At 40.0% G+C, this 20,041-nt stretch carries 14 protein-coding genes and 3 pseudogenes; 9 read left to right on the forward strand and 8 right to left on the reverse strand.

All coding sequences use genetic code 11. From position 1 onward, the window contains the following. The 9 genes and pseudogenes from EWV68_RS20525 to EWV68_RS20565 form a co-directional block, all read left to right on the forward strand. Positions 1-182, forward strand: a pseudogene (locus tag EWV68_RS20525) (RNA-guided endonuclease InsQ/TnpB family protein); the annotation flags it as partial. A gap of 90 nt (positions 183-272) precedes the next feature. After that, positions 273-1,397 (forward strand): cobalt-precorrin-5B (C(1))-methyltransferase CbiD, encoded by a 1,125-nt coding sequence (cbiD, locus tag EWV68_RS20530; protein WP_287170879.1) that lies wholly within the window; start codon positions 273-275, stop codon positions 1,395-1,397. Positions 1,398-1,758: 361 nt separating this feature from the next. Then, positions 1,759-3,384, forward strand: coding sequence for a glutamine-hydrolyzing GMP synthase (gene guaA, locus EWV68_RS20535; RefSeq protein WP_043998919.1), 1,626 nt, complete (start codon positions 1,759-1,761; stop codon positions 3,382-3,384). Positions 3,385-3,472: 88 nt separating this feature from the next. Continuing rightward, the gene (locus EWV68_RS20540; protein ID WP_287170880.1) at positions 3,473-4,714 is read left to right on the forward strand and encodes a DUF262 domain-containing protein; all 1,242 of its coding nucleotides are present in this window, start codon (positions 3,473-3,475) and stop codon (positions 4,712-4,714) included. Positions 4,715-4,728: 14 nt separating this feature from the next. Beyond that, a pseudogene (locus tag EWV68_RS20545) lies at positions 4,729-5,367 on the forward strand (HEPN domain-containing protein). A 194-nt stretch (positions 5,368-5,561) separates the two neighbouring features. Beyond that, positions 5,562-6,842, forward strand: coding sequence for a DNA cytosine methyltransferase (locus EWV68_RS20550; protein ID WP_061432628.1), 1,281 nt, complete (start codon positions 5,562-5,564; stop codon positions 6,840-6,842). Beyond that, positions 6,818-7,048, forward strand: a pseudogene (gene lepB / locus EWV68_RS20555) (signal peptidase I); the annotation flags it as partial. The gene EWV68_RS20550 and the pseudogene lepB, both read left to right, overlap by 25 nt. A gap of 357 nt (positions 7,049-7,405) precedes the next feature. Further along, positions 7,406-9,757, forward strand: a complete 2,352-nt coding sequence (locus EWV68_RS20560) for a patatin-like protein (RefSeq protein WP_287170882.1) — start codon at positions 7,406-7,408, stop codon at positions 9,755-9,757. A gap of 72 nt (positions 9,758-9,829) precedes the next feature. Continuing rightward, complete coding sequence (locus EWV68_RS20565; protein WP_287170883.1) at positions 9,830-10,594, forward strand: hypothetical protein; 765 nt, start codon at positions 9,830-9,832, stop codon at positions 10,592-10,594. Between the two features lie 202 nt (positions 10,595-10,796). Here the strand turns inward: EWV68_RS20565 and EWV68_RS20570 are convergent, their stop codons facing one another. The 8 genes from EWV68_RS20570 to sir all read right to left on the reverse strand — a co-directional run bounded on the left by EWV68_RS20570 (position 10,797) and on the right by sir (position 19,893). Continuing rightward, on the reverse strand, positions 10,797-12,416 hold the full coding sequence (locus EWV68_RS20570; RefSeq protein WP_287170884.1) for a S8 family serine peptidase: 1,620 nt from the start codon (positions 12,414-12,416) through the stop codon (positions 10,797-10,799). Between the two features lie 43 nt (positions 12,417-12,459). Then, a complete protein-coding gene (cax, locus tag EWV68_RS20575) occupies positions 12,460-13,545 on the reverse strand; it encodes a calcium/proton exchanger (protein WP_012265049.1) in 1,086 nt (361 codons plus the stop codon). Then, positions 13,542-14,003 (reverse strand): cupredoxin domain-containing protein, encoded by a 462-nt coding sequence (locus EWV68_RS20580; protein ID WP_061432631.1) that lies wholly within the window; start codon positions 14,001-14,003, stop codon positions 13,542-13,544. Before EWV68_RS20580 ends, cax begins: the two co-directional genes overlap by 4 nt. 251 nt (positions 14,004-14,254) lie before the next feature. Then, positions 14,255-14,563, reverse strand: coding sequence for a DUF6679 family protein (locus EWV68_RS20585; RefSeq protein WP_002757875.1), 309 nt, complete (start codon positions 14,561-14,563; stop codon positions 14,255-14,257). A gap of 778 nt (positions 14,564-15,341) precedes the next feature. After that, positions 15,342-16,097, reverse strand: a complete 756-nt coding sequence (locus EWV68_RS20590; RefSeq protein ID WP_287170886.1) for a HEPN domain-containing protein — start codon at positions 16,095-16,097, stop codon at positions 15,342-15,344. Positions 16,098-16,135: 38 nt separating this feature from the next. Continuing rightward, positions 16,136-16,564, reverse strand: coding sequence for an MAE_28990/MAE_18760 family HEPN-like nuclease (locus EWV68_RS20595; RefSeq protein ID WP_287170887.1), 429 nt, complete (start codon positions 16,562-16,564; stop codon positions 16,136-16,138). Positions 16,565-16,566: 2 nt separating this feature from the next. Beyond that, the gene (locus EWV68_RS20600; protein ID WP_353737372.1) at positions 16,567-17,826 is read right to left on the reverse strand and encodes a DUF262 domain-containing protein; all 1,260 of its coding nucleotides are present in this window, start codon (positions 17,824-17,826) and stop codon (positions 16,567-16,569) included. A 129-nt stretch (positions 17,827-17,955) separates the two neighbouring features. Beyond that, positions 17,956-19,893 carry a sulfite reductase, ferredoxin dependent gene (gene sir, locus EWV68_RS20605; RefSeq protein WP_012265056.1) on the reverse strand — a complete coding sequence of 646 codons (1,938 nt, stop codon included), beginning with the start codon at positions 19,891-19,893 and terminating at the stop codon, positions 17,956-17,958. Between the last annotated feature and the right edge of the window lie 148 nt (positions 19,894-20,041).

Consider the following 20,041-nt stretch of genomic DNA (forward strand, 5'->3'; position numbering starts at 1 on the left):
CGGAAAGAGTTCACCGGTGTGATTCTTGCGGTCACATCGAACCAAGAGATACGGCATCAGCAAAGGTAATCGAGAACCGAGGAAAAAACGCGGTCGGACTGACCGTGTTAGAAAACGCTTGCGGAGGCGATTTGACGGGGGTCGTTCAGTTAAACCTGTTTGATCTAGTCAAGAGCCTATGAACCAAGAATCCCCCGCTACACCGCGCGAGCGGTTAGCGGGGGAGAGTCAAAATCAGATCACGCTAATTTGATTGGTTATGGACCCTATTCATGTCTATCTCTCTACCCCGTTCAGGTTACACTTTACCGGTTTTTGCCTGTGCCAGTGCGATCGCATCTCTCCAGCATCTCCACGGCGAAAATGAGCTAAATTCCGTTACTTTTAATCTTTTAGAACCGCCAGAAGCCGTTACTATTGCCATCGAACAAGTTGCCCGACTGAACCCCGATGCTGCCCTAGCCATCACCCGCAGCGATCCGGGGGACAATTTGGATTTAACTAGAAATACCCCTATATGGGCGTTAGTAGAAAGAAAGACGGGTAATCAAGAGATAGAGATTCAAGGCGGCGAAGGAATCGGCCTACAGGTTGATAATAGCGGAAAATCAGCTATCTATAGTTATGCCCAGCGTCTCCTGCAAGAAAACCTCAGACCCCTGTTACTGCCCCAAGAAAGCCTCAAAGTGACGATTATCCTTCCAGAAGGCAAAAAACTGGCCACAAGGACTTCTAACGCCGCTTTTGGGGTGGTAGAGGGATTATCTTTGTTGGGTACCACCGGCATTTCCCAACCTCTCAGCGCCCCCGGACAGTTAGAAATCTTTCGCGAGCAATTAAAAATTTTATCTCTTCGTTTCGATCGCTTGGTGTTTTGTATCGGGGAAAATGGCTTAGATTTAGCCCCTCAAATGGGCATTAATCCTGATATTTTGGTAAAAACAGCCAATTGGATCGGGCCGATGTTATTAGAGGCACAATTACAGGGAATCTCTGAAATTCTTTTGTTTGGTTATCACGGTAAATTAATTAAACTTGCCGGGGGAATCTTTCAGACTCACCATCATCTCGCCGATGGTCGTCGGGAAATTCTTACCGCCTACGCCGCTAAAATGGGTTTAGCTACCCCCCATCTCCAGCAAATTTTTGACAGTAGCACCAGCGAAAACGGTCTGGAATATCTGCGTCAATTAGACCGGCAAACGGGAGATAATTGGGTGGAACGCATCTATGGAGAAATGGCTAATACGATTGATCGCCGTTGCCAAGAATACGTTTATAACCACAGTAACGGTCATCTTGGGGTCGGTTGTATTTTATTCGATCGCTCTCGTTCTTTGATCAGCAAAAGCGAAAATGGCCTTAAATTTTTGCAGAATCTACAAGTTACCCCCTAGTGACCGTGCTATGATCGTGGGAATATTTAGGGCTTGCTGAAAAAGTACGGGCGAAGCATTCGGATAGAAAATCTACGGTTTCACCGATAGGTTATTGCCCGAATGCTTCGCCCCTACAGGACGCGGGCCGATGAAGACGCAAGGTTTTGAACGACGATTCTCTCAAAATCTTGCACCTGTTTCGCTCGTAAAGCCCCAAAACCCTTACTTTGCCTACATTTCACATTTATTCAGCAAGCCCTATTTAGTCTTAAAAAATGAAACTAATAAGGCCACACCATTCTAGCTTATTTTCAGAACAATAGCCGATTTAGTTCACAAATCTTTAACCTTTTCCTGCCAGTTTCTTTTTTTGATCGCAGTGACAACTCAAACCCCCCTTCCCACCCCCCAAGAGACTTTGCCCTCAGAGTCCTTCACTAATAGCCTTAATCGTCAAATAATCATCATTCTTGACTTTGGCTCCCAGTATTCTGAATTAATCGCCCGCAGAATCCGGGAAACGAACGTTTACTCCGAAGTTCTCTCCTATCGTACCAGCGCCGAACAATTGGCCCAAATCAACCCGAAAGGAATAATTCTTTCGGGCGGTCCCAATTCCGTCTATGATCCTGGAGCGCCCCACTGTGATCCCGAAATTTGGAATTTAGGTGTACCCGTCCTCGGAGTTTGCTACGGGATGCAATTGATGGTACAGCAGTTAGGGGGCAGGGTAGAACGGGCAAAACGGGCCGAATACGGCAAAGCATCCCTATTTATCAACGATCCTACCGATTTATTAACCAATGTCGAGGACGGTTCCACCGCTTGGATGAGTCACGGGGATTCCTGCGTGGAATTGCCCGCGGGTTTTGAAATTCTCGCTCATACCGATAATACCGATTGTGCGGCCATTGCCGATCACAAGAAAAAACTCTTTGGAGTGCAGTTTCACCCGGAAGTTGTCCATTCTGTGGGAGGAATCGCCTTAATTCGCAATTTCGTCTATCATATCTGCAAATGCGAACCCACTTGGACCACGGAAGCTTTTGTCGAGGAATCGATCCGAGAAATTAGGGCAAAAGTGGGCGATAAGCGAGTTTTATTGGCTTTATCCGGCGGTGTGGACTCCTCTACCTTAGCATTCCTCTTGCATCGAGCGATCGGTGATCAACTAACCTGTATGTTTATCGATCAGGGATTCATGCGTAAGGGTGAACCAGAACGATTAATGCAGATATTTAACGAGCAATTCCATATTAGAGTCGAGTATGTCAACGCTAGAAAGCGATTTTTAGCGCAAGTGGCCGGTGTCACGGATCCCGAGGAAAAGCGCCGTCGTATCGGCCATGAATTTATTCAGGTGTTTGAAGAAGAATCGAATCGTTTGGGACCCTTTGATTATCTGGCCCAAGGAACTTTATATCCCGATGTGATTGAATCGGCCGATAGTAATGTGGATCCCAAAACCGGGGAAAGAGTAGCGGTTAAAATTAAAAGTCATCATAACGTTGGTGGACTGCCGAAAAATCTCCGGTTTAAATTAGTCGAACCCCTGCGAAAATTATTTAAGGATGAGGTGAGAAAATTAGGTCGATCAATCGGTCTTCCGGAAGAAATTGTTCGTCGTCAACCTTTCCCCGGCCCCGGTTTAGCAATTCGCATTTTAGGGGAAGTCACCGCAGATAAATTAAATATTTTGCGCGATGCAGATTGGGTAGTGCGCGACGAGATTAATAAGCAGGGAATGTATCACGATTTCTGGCAAGCTTTCGCGGTTTTATTGCCTGTCCGCAGTGTGGGAGTGATGGGAGATCAACGCACCTACGCTTATCCTATTGTCCTACGTTTAGTCAGCAGTGAAGACGGAATGACTGCCGATTGGTCCCGGGTTCCCTATGATTTATTGGAGACAATTTCTAATCGTATTGTCAATGAAGTTAAGGGAGTTAACCGCGTGGTTTATGATATTACTTCTAAGCCCCCCGGAACTATAGAATGGGAGTAGTATTGAATTATTGATTGATTATTAGTCCCGTCCAAATATTGGGGCGGGATTTTTGCAGAATAGACAATTGAGGAGATTAATTACTACCATGACACAGTTAGAGATTTTAGAAGAAATAGAAGCGGTGGATTTTGCGGAAGAAGAAGAAGATATTGCAGGAGAATCAGCAAACCAAAAAAAGCTACAACTCAAAGAAATCTCCGAGACTGTTGTTGCTGGAAGTGATTGGACTACCGCAACGATCCGCGATCAATTAATTCGAGAAAATATTCAACTTAATCCGCGCTTTCAAAGACGAGATGCTTGGAATATTACTCGTAAAAGTCGATTTATTGAATCCCTAATTCTAGGGTTTCCAGTCCCACTGATTGTCTTAGCTACTAATAATAAGGAAAAAGGTAAATTTATCGTTCTTGATGGCAAACAACGCCTACTAACAATTTTACAGTTTTATGGTGACAGTGCCACACCTAATAATAGTTTTACTTTAAAAGATTTAGAATTTCTAGATAATCTCAATGGCTGCCAATATCAGGATCTAAAAAATGACTTCAATTTGAATGATATCTTAGACCAACTGGATAATCAAACTATCCGCACGATTGTTATCCGTAATTGGAAAACGGAGAGTTTCCTCCATAAAATTTTTCTGCGTCTCAATCAGGAAAATACCCCTTTGTCTCCACAGGAATTAAGACAAGCATTACACCCAGGAGGTTTTATTAATTTTTTAGATGATCGAGCGATCGAAAGTCAAGCATTAAAGAAAATATTTAAATCTTCCTATCCCGATTTCCGGATGCGCGACACTGATATACTATTGCGTTATGTAGCTTTTCATTATTATTTATCCGATTATCGCGGTGATGTTCAGATGCTTCTAGATAAAACCTGTCAAAATTTCAATCAAGAATGGGAAAAACGCTCAGATGAAATTATCAATGTTGTTGATCAATTTGAAAAAGCTGTCCAAACAACAATTAATATTTTTGGAGAGAAAAACTTTTCCCGTCTCTGGCTGCCTGAATCGGCAACTTATCGAAGTCAGTTCAATCGAGCAATTTTAGATGTGATGGTTTTTTACTTTTGCGATGATCTAATTAGAGCAGCTGCCGAGAAAAACAAAGAACAGATAGAAAATGCTTTTAAAGAATTATTATCTAACCCTGACAATGAATTTAGGAACTCAGTAGAAAAAACTACTAAAAGTATTAGAGCAACTTACAATCGTTTTCATTTATGGGGTCAAGCTTTATCAAAAGTATTAGATATTAACTTCAATATTCCTCAGATGGAAGACAATCGTATTATTTTTAAGGGGTTAAGATAGTTAGTTTTTTTACTATGCCGAAATCTCTAAGATTTAGACAACTAACCAAAGAATTGAATCGACTAAAAAAACAATTCCTACCTCGTAAATTTAGCGAGATAAATGAATATTCTGAAAGACAATTAGCTTTAACTTTTGCCTATCGAGTTTTTGCTCATGCTGAGATTGAATCTTATCTTGAAGATCGAGTTTGGCATACCGTACTGACAGCAAAAAATATCTGGGATAATCAAAAGAAAGCTGGTCGAGTTTTGTTATGTGTAATCGCTTTTTCTGGTCAAGAAATGGCAGCTCCTCCCGACACCCTTACTCCTCTTAAAGGTAACAAAAATCTGCCTGAAGATAAACTAAAAATAACTAAAAAAATTGACATAGCGATTAGATGTTTTAAATCAGTTATCGATCAAAATCATGGGATTAAGGAAACTAACCTATTAAAATTACTCTTACCAATCGGCATCGATAGTGATGACTTAGATAAAGTTTGGTTACTAAATATGGATACTTTTGGAGAATAACGCGGTGAAATCGCTCATTCTTCGGCAATAAAAACGAAAAAAACGCCTAACCCTGCCGACGAATTAGAAAGAGTTAAACAAATTATTCAAGAATTAGAGAAAGTCGATCAATTGATTACTAACTTGCTCAAGTAATTGCACTCTTAATAAAACTTAAAGTGTTAACTATATCAGAAATATAGTATAATGAAAGGCAGAACGTAGGTTGGGTTGAAGCATGAAACCCAACACCCGCATAGTTTACGCTACCGCTAACCCATCCTACCAATAATTGTGCCTCCCTACTTACAGTATAATGAAAGGCAGACAATAGAGAGCTAATCATCAAGGTGAAACATAGACCAATTGCGATCGATTTATTTGCTGGCTGCGGTGGGATGTCCCTTGGTCTAGAAGCGGCGGGATTTGATATTGCTGTAGCGGTGGAGTTTGATGCAGTCCATTCCTTGGTTCATCATTTTAACTTTCCCTATTGTCAAACTATTTGCCGGGATATAGCCAAAGTAACAAGTAGAGAAATATGGGAATTATTAAAACTAAAAGGCTATGCCACCGATGTTAGTTTAATTGCCGGCGGTCCCCCCTGCCAAGGTTTTTCACTGATTGGTAAACGACAAATAGATGATCCTAGAAATTCTCTTGTATTTGAATATCTGCGGATTGTAGCAGAAATTAAACCCAAGTATTTTATCTTTGAAAATGTCCCCGGCATGGCTACGGGTAAACATAAACAATTTTTAGAGGAGTTAATCTCTGAATTTGAAGCTATTGGCTATACAATTAATCAGCCAATTAAAATCCTTGATGCCAGTGAATATGGCGCACCACAAAAGCGCAGAAGATTAATCTTAATTGGTAGTCGAAAAGACGTGCCGATGGCTAAATATCCTTTGACAAAGACCGTCGATTTAAACTCAGCCAAAAAATCAGCTTTTACCAGCGTCTATGATGCGATTTCAGATTTAGAATTAATACCTGCCTTTATCGATACTGATTTAGGCATACCTGCATCAAAATTAGATTATAGTGGTAAGAGGAAAAAATATTCAGTGCAGCCAAAAGATATTTTTAAACTTTGCCATCAAAGAACAGTAGATACAAAAATCTATGGACATATAGGCTCAGTTCATACCCAAAGATCAATTGATAGATTTATCGTAACCGAACCGGGTACAGTGGAACCAAAAAGTCGCTTTTTAAAGCTTTCTCCCACTGGTTTATGTAATACTCTCCGGGCCGGAACTAATAGTGACAAAGGGGCCTATACTGCTCCTAGACCCATTCACTATTCTATTCCTCGTTGTATTACTGTACGAGAAGCCGCCAGATTACATACATTCCCCGATTGGTTTCAGTTTCACCGCACAATATGGCATGGTTTTCGTGAGATTGGTAACGCGGTTATTCCGCTATTATCGAAAGAACTTGGCTCTTCTGTGATGGGAGCAATGAATATCAATACCGCTAATCTCAACCGAGTTATTTTAGAAAAAATGCCCGAAGACTTATTGCTATATAATATGTCTCAAGCATCAAATTATTGGGGAATCTCTGACGATGTTATCCCGAAAAGAAAACGAGGTGTCTCTCAGAGGCTGTTCGGTATTTAAATTATACCAATCAAAGAGTATTTCTTTCAGAAGCACCGCGCTACAATTTGCCGTTAATTCAGGTTCCTTCTGGTGAATTATTTGTCATGGGAGATAATCGTAATAATAGCAACGATTCCCATATCTGGGGATTTTTACCAGTCAATAACGTGATTGGCAATGTAGTTTTTCGCTTTTTCCCACTGCATCGCTTTAGCTGGGTTTAATGGTTCTAATCTAACTTCTGACTTCTGTTTTCCGGCAACCTCAAATACCAGGATAAATGTAAAGATTTATTAAAATATAGTGTAGGATACAACGTTTGTGGCGGGGTGGTGTGTATCCTTTTATATTGGGAAATGTGGTAGAGCGTCCCAACCCTGATCGCAAAAACCGCCACAAACGACTCCCAACTGTATCTGGGCTCTTCGGTTTGTGTTATGCAATGGAGGGGAGTTATAAGGGATGGAACCCTTATATAGAAAGGCATTTAGCTATTTTTGTCAATTGTTTTTTATCTAGAGCGAACTAATCAATTATGTATCTGTCTCTTTTAGAACGCCAAATAACCGTGGAGACTTGCTATGACTGCAACACCTGGTCAAAACACACAATCTTCGTCAGCCACTTGCTTGAAAAAACCAGATTTTCGTAAGGAAACTCGCTTAGGATTAGTGCTTTATGGTGGGGTTTCTCTAGCAGTTTATATGAATGGTGTTTGTCGAGAATTTTATAACGCAACAAGGGGTCGGGGAATTTATAAATTAATTAAAGCACTGACAGATTCAGATATTGTTGTTGATATTGTATCGGGAACTTCAGCGGGAGGAATTAATGGAGTTCTCTTGAGCTATGCAGTTGCTAATAGCTACGAAAAAATTGTAGTTGACTTTAAGGAATTTGGAGATATTTGGCGAGAAAGTGGAGATATAAATAAATTACTGCGTCCGATCAAAAAAGAAAATAATCAGACCAATGTCAACTCTCTTTTAAACGGCGAGGGATACTATCAGGAAGAACTTTTTAAAGCTTTTGAAAAAGCTGGAAATAACCAACAATCTGCTCCTGATGGAGAATGGTATTCAGAGTTTAACGAATTAGATTTGTTTATCACTGGCACTGATGTTTTAGGAAGAATCTATAAAACCTTTGACAACACTGGAAAAGTCATCGAAATCAAAGATAATCGTTGCGTTTTTCAGCTTAAATATCGAGAAGATCAAGATTTTGGAGATCCTTTTTCTACGACAGATAAAGATACTCAACAAGCCTTAGCTAAACTCTGTCGAATCACCTCTTGTTTTCCCCTGGCTTTTCCCGTAGTACCTGTCGCAATTAAGTCTGATAATAAGGTAGATAACAAACTACAAGAATGGGGAAAACTTCTGAGAAATCGTATCCTTCCGCAAGAACCTCCAAAAGAGGGATATAAAATCTATTTTGTTGATGGGGGAGTTCTAGATAATCGTCCTTTTAGTTATACCACTGAAGCCATTTATTATCGTACAGCAGATCGTCCTGTCAATCGTCAATTATTTTATCTCGATCCCAATCCAGAAAGCTTTGTTGACAGTCCCAAATTCAAAAAAATGGAGCAACCTACTGTTTGGGAAGTCATCACAGGTTCTCTAATCAGTTTACCCAGGTATCAAAGTATTGGCAAAGACCTGCAACAAATCAAAGATATTAACAACAAAATTCGTAGCTATAATTTGTTATTAAAGAGTGTTGATGAAGAAGTATCTGAACAAACAACAGAAGCCAAAAATCGTTATTGGAGGTGTCGTTTAGTCAGTTTAAGAGATATTGTTCTCTCCGTAATTTTTGACAATCAATATTTTTTGGGAAAAGAACAAAAACAGGAAGAACTATTAGAAAAAAGTGCCAGTTTATTGACCGAATTTATTAGTGATTCTGGAGAAATTAAAAAGCGAGAGGAAACTTTAAACTCCCTAGCTCAAGATGTTGAAAATCTAGATATTCAATATGCTATTAGAAAACATAACTTTCTCTTGTCCCAAATTTCCCCTCTGATATCTGATGCTATTACTAAAGATACAGATGATATTACCAAATATACAGAGTTGAAAAATTTAGCCAATAAAATCACTTGGCTGCTAGAGCTGCTCAAAGTGATTGATCGGTTTGTCAAAGAAGTGATAAAATCCGAACCTGTTCGCCAAAAATTTTATCAACTCATCACAGAAGAGGAAGAGGACAATAATCAAGAATCTGTAAATTTGAAGCGCAAAAAAATCTATGATTATCTATTAACGTTGTTGCGTCTTATCTTAGATAGTCAAGATTTAGCCGATGTCACCGTAGAAAATCTCAAAGAGCTAAATTTTGACAAAATCCATTCTATCGGGGACAATTTACGGAAGAAGGTTAAAGATGTAGCTCTAGATCAAGATTGGGAAGCATTAACTATAACCAAAGGTGAAACCATCTTAGAAAAAATAGAACAAGCTTCGGCGAAGTTGTTAACTGAACAATCGGAGAATGTAGAACCAGCAATTGGCAAATTTGAGAAATTTCAGCTAATTGATCAAGTAATATATCCCTATCAATATTTGTCCGATGTCCAAAACAAGAGTCTAATTAAACTTGTTCGTATTTCTCCCAATGATGCTGATAAAGGATTTGGCAAAGATAAGGGACTTGAAGAAAAATTAGCTGGAGATCAATTTCGTGCTTTTGGAGGCTTTTTTAAGAAATCTTGGCGTTCTAATGATATACTTTGGGGACGGTTAGATGGAGTCAACCGTATTGTTGATGGGTTGTTAACTTCAGAATCCTTAAAAGCCTTCTCCGGAGTTGTAAGTCGCCAAATTAAACTAGAACAGTTCCCAGGAACTCAGGAAGAGAAAATTCAAGAATACGTCAAGCGACTTGTTGATGAATCTGGTTCTTCGTTACTTGGTATGGTTCGATAGGGGGGCATAAATCGACTAAATCCTTATCTGGCAAGAGACTTAATTGATTAGTTCGCTCTAGCTCAAAAACAATTGACAAAAATCGCTAATGAATCTTTTCCCACGGAAACACAAACAGAAAAAGATGGGCTAATTCAAGACTTAATTAAACTTGCTCAACCTAATACAACCCTTGCCAAAGAAGAATTAGAAGACTTCTTAAATAAGCTTGTCAGTTTAGGACATAGTGCTATTCTTAAGGAAAATTTAGGGAATGTATTCAAAGACGCAATTTCTGAACAATTGGAATGGAATCAACAAAAAATTTACTCAACTCCTGAGCCAAACTACAAATATGTTGGTGGCTATTTTGACAAAGCAGTAACTCCCTTAGCTGCTGCAGAACTTGCTCAACGTTTCCTAGAAGATTTAAAAGGGAAAGAAAAAGAATACTTCCTGGGTGAATATGGAGTTGGTTCAGAAACAATAGCGAAAGATATACCTTCTAATATTCTCAAAAGTTTAGGCACTCGGTCAGCGATAATTTTGAGTGATATCATAGAATCTAGTAAGACTGGTAAACGACTGCTTAGACTTCAATCTTATCAGCTTCTCAAACAAATTCTGAATATATACTATTTCCTGTCCCAAAGAAGTAGTCCAAGCAGCTATAAAACACAAGCCTCTCCCCTCATCTCTGCTTTGAAATCATTGCTTCTTTTTATTATTGGATTTGGAGTAATAGCCTATCTACTAAATGTATTACCAAGATGGGCTGTGTTGACCATTGCAACCTTAGCATTACTCTGGATAATAAAAAGCTTATTGGGACTATTATTCGGGAGAACCTCTAAATAACCGCTGGAAGCTGTGCCAAAGAAAAATCAAGGTTCTGTAGGAGTTGCCATGGGGGAGAGAATCTGGTTTATGATCGGCGCTCGCGTCCTGTAGGGGCGAAGCATTCGGGCATAACCTATCGCTGAAACCGTAGATTTTCTATCCGAATGCTTCGCCCCTACTTTTTCAGCAAACCCTACTTACTATCTTACTATCATTTTTATTATTCGGGAACCGTCCACCAAGCAAGAGCAAAAGCTTGTTCTTTCTCGTTAACTTGTTGACGATATTGAACGCGAATTTTATAGTTTCCAGAGATGGGTACAGGACAAAAAATATGCTCTAAACTATCACTATCACTCAGGGAAGCACAGGTGTATTTAGCATTATTATCCTCCTGGGCAGGTAAAAGATAAACATCTAAATTATTCAGTCCGCGATCCCGGAAACTTTCATCGAGATCATAGAGATTATTGCGGTTAGTATCGATTAGTTCAACCAAACGATCCCAAGCCAAAGTTATCGAAACAAAACTATTAGCTTTTAAGGGCTTCTCTAGGGGATAATCTTGATAACTATTAGCGGTAACTGTAGCGTAATCCCAACCAATGGCAGGAATAGATTCTGCGGCAGACCATTGACCATTACTAAACTGTTGGTAGGCGCGAAAAGTGTTAAGATGTCCCGTCCCCATCTGCATATCTAAAGGAATTTTCGGGTCTTTATAAGCATCGGACTCTAACCAAGTTTTTTGGTCTTTAGTTAAGACTGTCCGTCTCATACCTAACCGTAACCCATCGCCCGTATCTTTAATTTTATCGGCAGCATTAAGCATTACTGCCTTCATCACTTGATGATGACGAGAATCGAGACTCCAATGGGGATTTTTTTGATTAATTTGTTGATCGCCGTATTCTTGTAAAAGTGCCACGGATGCCGTAATATGAGGAGCGGCGAAACTGGTGCCACTAACAGTATTTAATTTACCTTTGAGGTCATAAAGCTCTATTTTATTGCCAGGAGCAACTAAATTAATCGACCGTCGCAAACCATCATTAATTTCCCGTTTAATTAAACTGCGACCAATACCCACCGGCAAAGCACTAATATTAGCAAAATCAACTTTAGTAAATTTTCCTTCTCTTTTCGCTGTATAGGCGGTAGTAATGCCGTTAAAATGATCGGTGGGAATGGGAATTCCTCCCTTACCTTGATTACCAGCAATTACATAAAGAACATCATCAACTCGCGATGACCAATCAACACATTGAGTTAATAAAGCCTGACCATCTAATTTTGGTTCCTGTCGTTGATCTCTTTGCAAAGATTCCCCAAAACTAAAGTTAATGGCGCGCACATCACCGCTATTTTGTCGGGCAATATTTTGACTAGCCAGACATTCTTCCGGTTGTCCGCCCCGTCGCAAAGAACCCACCGCCCCCGAATATAATCTCGCTTTTGGGGCCACTCCGGGGATTTTTTTATCATCACTGACCATCACCGTTGCCACCATAGCGGCGTGATTATCTAGATAGGTGTTGGGTTTGGCAATTTGATCGCGAAAAAAAACACCGGCTAATTTATAGGGAGGTCGCCAAGCTGCCACTTTATCATAACCGAACTGAGCCGGTCGGCCGATTTCCACTTGACCGATGGCAATTTTTCGCCCTAATAAATTATAGGGTTCCGCCCGCAGGCGATCGGCATAAATTCCCTGTTCACCGATGGAATTAGAAAGAACTAGGGAAGGAAGCAGAATTATCGTTACTACTAACCCGACGACAAACCAAAACCCTCTTTTCATCATCAGCAATCCTGCGGCAGTAAGGTGATACCGATCCATTCTAAGACAGAAATATCAGAAAATACCTAAATCTCTTTTTTGGCTAGGCGGGATGGTAATAAAAAGCTACTGCCAAGATTAAATAGGTGGCTAGTAATAGGGTTCCATCTAACCAATTGGAACGACCAGTAAAGCTGATTAAATTAGTAACAATCACCGCTACAATCAAAGCCACCACGTTAAAGGGATTAAAATTTAAATCCATCGGCTGCTGCCAAAATTGACCGATAAAAACTAATAAAGGTGCCACGAATAAAGCCACCAATAAACTATCACCCATAGCCACGGAAACCGTTAAATCCATCTGATTTTTTAGGGCTAATTGAGTGACGGTAACTATTCCAGAAACATCGCTAATTAAAGGAATGAAAATCACCCCGATAAAGAGAGGAGTGAGATTAAATCCTTCCATCACCGATTCCACTACATCAACAAATAAATCCGACTCATAAGCTACAGCTACGGTGGAAGTAAGCAGCACAAGTAACCAAATCCAGACTTGAGCTTTTTCTTCCTCACTAACCTGATTGTCAGGGGTATTTTCATTACTTAATCCCACTTCGTAGAGATAGCTATGGGTTTTGAGGGAAAATAATAAAGTTAACCCGTAAACTATTAATAAAACCGTGGCGGTGACTAGGGAAAGACTGAGAATATCGGCAACTTCCACCACGTTAGAAGTATATATTACCAAAGTTGGTAAAGCGATCGCTATTACTGCTAAAGTCATGGAAGAACCATTTACCCGCGCTAAAATCGGTTTAAATTCCTGCTCTTTGTAGCGAATTCCTCCCGTGAGCATTCCCATGCCCATAAATAATAATAAGTCGCTGAGAATACTACCGGTAATACTGGCTTGTACGATGTCCACCAAGCCTTTTTTTAGGGCAATTAAGGCAATAACTAAAGTGGTAGTATTGCCGAAGATAGCATTAACTAATCCTCCCAAAGTTGGCCCGGTGACTACGGCAACTCTTTCCACGGCCGTACTTAACCAAATTGACAGGGGAATGATCGATAAAGCGGCAGTGATAAAAATAGCTTGATCTCCCCAATTAAGACGACTAGCGACCACCGATAGGGGAATAAATAATAGGAAAGCAAAGGAGACAATTTTTCTTAAATTCATGGGTTATTAATGGCGATTTCCCCCACCATTCCCGCTTCAGCATGACCCGGAATAGTACAGATTAATTTATACTTACCGGTTTTGAGAGGAACTATTACCCATTCTGCCTGTGCATTAGGTTTTAATTCTAGTTCGTGAATCGCCCCTTTAATCTCCACTTTTCCCGCTTCAACTTTCTGCGTCCAACTAGCATCGGCGAAGTCTTTAGCGGTAAAATAATGTTTAGTGGGACTGGGATTATCGAGAATTAATTTGTATTTTTGTCCGGCAATAAAGTCTAATTGACTAGGAAAGAATTTTAATTCTCCTTGGCCGGAGCCTAGACTAATTTTAACTTCTAGAGGGGCGGCTCCGGCGCAGGCCGGAAAAGTCACTAACCAACAACTAATTAAAACTATTACTACTGCCACAAATTTTTGATAGATATCCTGGGCAGCGAAGTAGGGATTAGAATTCATTTTGCTCCTCCAGCTTATAATAGAGAAAATCTGGCGGCTTTTAAGTAGCTAGACACAATCAATTACACATATCTAACTACTTCTTGCCTTTTGCCTATCCTAACCAAGAAATTAATTTTGCACGACTACTTAGGATAATTTTACAACAAGTGGTGATTCTGACCGGCTCTCTTCCCTTCCATTCCCTAAAAGTCCCTTGGCCATGGTTAAAACCGCGGGACTTCTAGCCACTGTCAGTTAAATCGACAAAACTAATCTAAGCTATCGGGAGAATGGGGATAAAGTTGTTCTGCTTCCGGACAATCTTCCGAGACATTAATATCAGGATTCGTCCGCGACACCGAGGCCAGTTTTCTGCTCACCGCACCGATACTTTCTAAACGCACCATTTCTTCCCAAGAACTAATTTCGTCTTCTTCCTCTGTTTCGTAGCGAATGGTGACGAGATCGCTTTCTAGATCGACAATACGAGCATTATCAATCCATCTTTGCTGATCGCGCAAGAAAATGCAGACTTCCTGACCATCCATACAGAATTGATAAATCTTGCGGTGTAACATAAATTGCTCCTAAACAGCTTCTTTTGTTGAATTCAACTAACGGGAAGTGACAAAATGCCAATCTCAGCAATAGCTCAAAAATTCCCGCGGATAACACAAAAGGGAGAAAAATTCCGCTAGCAGTGGCAAGAATGGGAAAGGAAAGTCAGGTTTCCGGTTTGGGGCTACGTTCTTCAAAGACATCGATTCGATTAATAGACGGCCTCGGCGATCACTAAAAAATCGCCCTTATAGAATCATTGTGACATAAATTTTCACTTCCTAACAGTATTTCTGGATGGAATCGGGAATAAGGTTTAGGGATGAGGTTATCCCATTTTTCTTTATTCATGGCAGGCATTCTACACCCCTCTCGCGCCCCTCCAACCCCCCACATCGGGGTGGCAGGGGGGGTGGGGGTGAGGGCAATTAACCATATCTGCCATTACTTTTGAAAAATGCTATCAGTATCGTCCCCTTTCCAACCCCGAAAAATAGCTATAGACGCTCTGTCATCTTGGCAAGTCATGGGACATCGCTCGCCACTTGATTCCGTTGGCCGATAAATAAAAAATGGCTGTGAGCTTATAGCTACTTCAGGGTAAGCGCATCTTAAGGATCCTTGACAAAATGAACTTTATGTGAGTTGCTTACCCACGATTCAGGCATATTTGAGGAGAATTTGCCATCTCAATTGTTAATAGCGTTTGAGATGCGCTCACCTTGGGTTGGGGGGTGGGGAGACGATGCCAAATCTGGTTATAATTCACATTTACCAGAAACGCTATATTCATTTCAATCATTCCGAAATAACTAAATAAACTTCTAATCCTTTTTGACTTTCTTTGTCAAATTTTAAGCGTATTTCAGAATCTTTTATCTCTCTTATTGGAATTCTTCGGCGAGGGGTATTTTTGCCATTTTTATTAATTTGAATACTTTCAATAATAGCATTTTGACATATTTTTTTATTTTCACTGACTAAAAAAACTTTTTTACCAACTTCTAGTCTTTTATTGGGTTCCTGTGGCTCATCTGATATTTTGATAGCGCAAGCTTGTTGCTGTTGATACCAATTGACAACTTTACCGATCTTTTGAAGCTTTCCTATCTTTTTCTTCCTATCAACAAAGCAATAAAGAACTAATTCACTCATAGCTTGACATATAGCTTCGACAAAATCACATAATTGTAGTAACTCATTGGCATTAAGAACGGTATCTATTTCTTTACCATGAGCAGAATTATTACGAAGTTCTATAAAATTCTTTAATTCATTTTCCACACTACCCCTACTATTATTGTCAATAAAATTCTTAACTTTTTTATGATTTTCTATCCATTGCCAAGAATCAGTTGCAGATATGCCAGCATCGACTAAAAGTCTGGTTAATTGCTCTTTTCTCAGATTAGCTTCATGTAACAAAAAAGCAGCTGATGTGAGATTATATTTAGTTGTATTTTTGTATTCAGTATCAAATAAATTTGGCTCTTCGGTAATTGTTATGCAATGGACGGGGGTTATAAGGGATGGAACACTTATATAGAAAGGCATTTAGCGATTTTTGTCAATTGTTTTTGATCTAGAGCGAACTAATCAATTAACCAAGTAACGAAGAACCATAAATTTTTGATAATGTCCCTCTCTGAAAGAGAATCGAAGCGATTTCTTTTATTTTCATTGCCCAGTAATGTAGCACAACCAGTCTGATGCTTATTTCTTACAGATTCAGGTAAATCTTGATAGCAACTATATAATTGAGGCAGCAAAATAATCCAATCTCCCACTAGATCTTCGACAAAATTTTCGTAAAGAGCATATAACCTTGTGATAGATGAACAATGATCGTTAACTAGCCACTTGTCTCCTAAAGGAGCATTTGCTTGAAGATATTTTAAGTCTTCTGTGTTGAGTTGTGAAGGATTATCCGCAATAATTTCTCTAAGTTTTTCACTGATATTAATTATTGATCGAATGGTCTTTATCTCATCCTTTAGGTTATTTAAAAGTCCTTCAAACATTCTCAAATACTCTGCTTAAGAACTCGTTGAATCAGAGAATCAAAAATTTGAATACGAGCTTTAAAATCATCTTTGGTATCCCCTTCTCCGGTGAAAAGTCCTTTTTTTAATTTTTTATCTTGATGAGTAATTCCCTGGGAATCTTGAGTAAATAAGCTGATAGTTTCATCAATTATCGCTGATTTTCTAGTAATTAATTCTTGATAATCAGATAAATGGTTGCTGAAACTGATCATCACTGCATCATAGTAAACTTTATAAGCTTTCGATTTATGTGTTTTGGTTTTACTATCGAAAGGCTTAAATAACTGATCCTGATAAATGTTAGATACTAACTCTATAGTTTGGTTAAATACTTGCTCGAACTCTTGGATATTCTCGTCGGAAAAATTAAGACTTTTTTTCATCATATAATTATCCAGATATTTAGATAAATTACCAGTATATTGCTCAATATCCCTCAGGGCAAAAAAACGGAGGATTAATTCTACATCTTCCATCTTTTTATAAAATCCATTTTCTTTAAGTTCTTCTTTATCATCAATAGGAATATCCCAAGCTTTAGCAAAAATAGTATTCTCAGAAAGCTTTAATAAAAGTTCATTGAATTTCCCAGAGTAAATACAGTTTCTTATTTCTTGGCGACTCAAAGATACACCTCCTGTATTGAGGCGTTCAAAAACCAGTTGTTTTAAAGATAAAGCTTCCTCTGTATTCGATAGAGACTCGGTAATAACAACTATAGTTGAAATGGCGCGTCGATTGATACCATCTTTGATTTTTGCAGGAAGACTTTCATAGGTTCTTCCTTCTAATTCAGGCCAGATATCTAACCCTGTTAATTTTAATTTGTTATTATAAAAATTCTCAATTGCTGTGATTCTTTGTTGACCATCCATTACTTCATAGGAGTTATAGGAAGTTTCATAGAGAATCAGAGGAGGTACGGGAATATTCATCAAAAAAGATTCAATTAGTCTCGATTGTTTTTGTGCGTCCCAGCGATCCCGTCTCTGATAGAAAGGACGCTTTTTCACATAGTTAGGTTTATTTAAAGACTCAGCAAAACTAGGCAACTTTTCTCGATTCATTTCTAATAATATTCTTCGTTCACCTTGTTCATATTTTTCATTAATTTCATTATCTGATAATTTTTTAACATCCTTTCGGGAACGTTTTTGCCAAGGATTTGTTTTAGTTTGTGAGATTGTCATAATTTCCCACCAGAGGGGTACAAATTGATATGACTGGACTTCCCTCATTCATTTTTAAGCATAGACTGAGGATATATACGAGAATTAAGAGTTATTGGTAATCTTCCCAGATAACTCTCAAAAGTTAATTCTCTTAAATTGACAACTGGTCACTGATAACTGGTCACTGATAACTGATTAGGATTTTTGGCTGAAATAGGCCTCTAGCGCCTCATTGATGATTTGATTCATCGGCCGTTTTTCCGTTTCCGAAGCTTCCTTGAGACGGACAAACATATCATCGGGGACGCTGACACGGTTTTGATTTTTACGCACGCGTTTGGGTTTTGATTCAGTGGTAGTAGTTTCGGTCATTTTAGGTGTGTAGGTGGCTGAAAATGCTTGTAAAGCAGGGAAATTGACTCGATGACAGAATTCTCCGAAGGTTTCGTTATTTTGTTGATCCTGTTGGAAGTAAACGAAAATCGGTTCTAAGACCTTTTCTAGATCATCGATCGCCATTTTATCCAAATAGGGGCGCGCTAGTCGAGTTTGATCGGCTGTTCCCCCTAACCAGAGTTGGTAGGAATTGGGAGCGCTACCCACAAATCCTAATTCTGCCATATAGGGACGCGCGCAGCCATTGGGACATCCTGTCATGCGGATGACAAATTGCTCTTTGCTTAATCCTAAGCGATTAAGCAGGGCGCGAATGCGTTCAATCACCTGGGGTAAAATTCTTTCCGACTCAGTAATCGCTAATCCACAGGTGGGCCAAGCGGGACAGGCCATGGCATAACGGGTTAAAGGGTCAATTTCGGCGGGATCGGTGATAATTCCGTGTTCTTTCAGGATCGCCTCGATCGCTTGTTGATCCTGGGGTTCGATTTCGTAGAGAATGATATTATGGTTAGCCGTCAAGCGCATGGGCAACTGAAAACGCTCGATAATCACTTTTAAGGCGGTTTTTAGCTGAAAACTGCCTTCATTTTTGACCCGGCCATTCTCCACAGAAAGACCAAAAAATAATTTTCCGTCTCCCTGTTCATTCCATCCCAAAAAGTCTTGATATTCCCAATCGGGGAGGGGTTGGTAGGGGGCAATTTTTTGGCCGAAATAACCCTCAACAGTGCTGCGGAATTTCTCTACTCCCCATTCTTCGAGGATATATTTCATTCTCGCATGACGACGATCGCCGCGATCACCGTAATCCCTTTGGGTTGCCACGATCGCTTTTACCAGATCGTACACCTCTTCTTTGTCCACATAACCGATCGGATCGGCCATTCTGGGGAAAGTTTCCTCCTTATTGTGGGTTCTTCCCAGTCCACCCCCCGCAAGGACGTTAAAACCCTGTAATTGACCGTTTGCGTCGGTAATCACCACCAAACCGATGTCATTGGTGTAGATATCGATGGAGTTGTCTCCCGGCACGGTGACACCCATCTTGAACTTACGGGGCATATAATGTTGACCGTAGATCGGTTCGATGGGATCGTTTTTGTTAATCCCATTTGTATCTTTTTGTCTCGCAGCCTTGACTTCTGGCGCTTCTTCTGCACTGATAACTTTTTCGCCATCGAGCCAAATTTCGTAGTAGGCTCCAGTTTGGGGAGTGAGCAAATCGGCGATATTATTGGCATATTCCCAAGCATAGCCGTATTCGGGGCGATTTTTGTAGGGGGCTGGCGGTGCGGTGACATTGCGGTTAACATCACCACAGGCCGCTAAAGTGGATCCCATACTGCGGATAATTTCCCCGAGGGTGGCTTTGAGATTTTTCTTTAAAATGCCGTGCAATTGGAAGCCTTGGCGGGTTGTCACCCGTAAAGTGCCGTTACCGTAGCGATCGGACAAACTATCGAGGGTAAGATATAGTTGCGCGGGAATAAAACCCCCCGGACTGCGGGTACGCAACATCATTTGATAGTCTTTTTCTTGACCTTTGGCTCTATTGTCGCGATTATCCTGTTGATAGGAACCGTGAAACTTGAGGATCTGCACCGCCGCATCGGTAAAATGGGTTGTATCTTCGAGGAGTTCACTGGCCAAAGGTTCTCGTAGATAATTACTGCGTTCTTTGATACCTTCGACTTTAGAAACCTTGGCGGTAGGAGAAATAGGAGTTGTAACCATCGTCTAACAGCACGATAACCTGTGGATAGGTCTTAGGAATAGGAATTTAGACAAGCTCGATCGATCCTAAGAAGTTTTACTAACATGATCTCTAGAGTTCGTTCCAGACTCTGAGGTTAACAGTAGCGATCGAGACATCAATTCTATC

It is taken from the genome of Microcystis sp. M_QC_C_20170808_M9Col (genome assembly GCF_007095495.1).
Lineage (GTDB): Bacteria > Cyanobacteriota > Cyanobacteriia > Cyanobacteriales > Microcystaceae > Microcystis > Microcystis aeruginosa.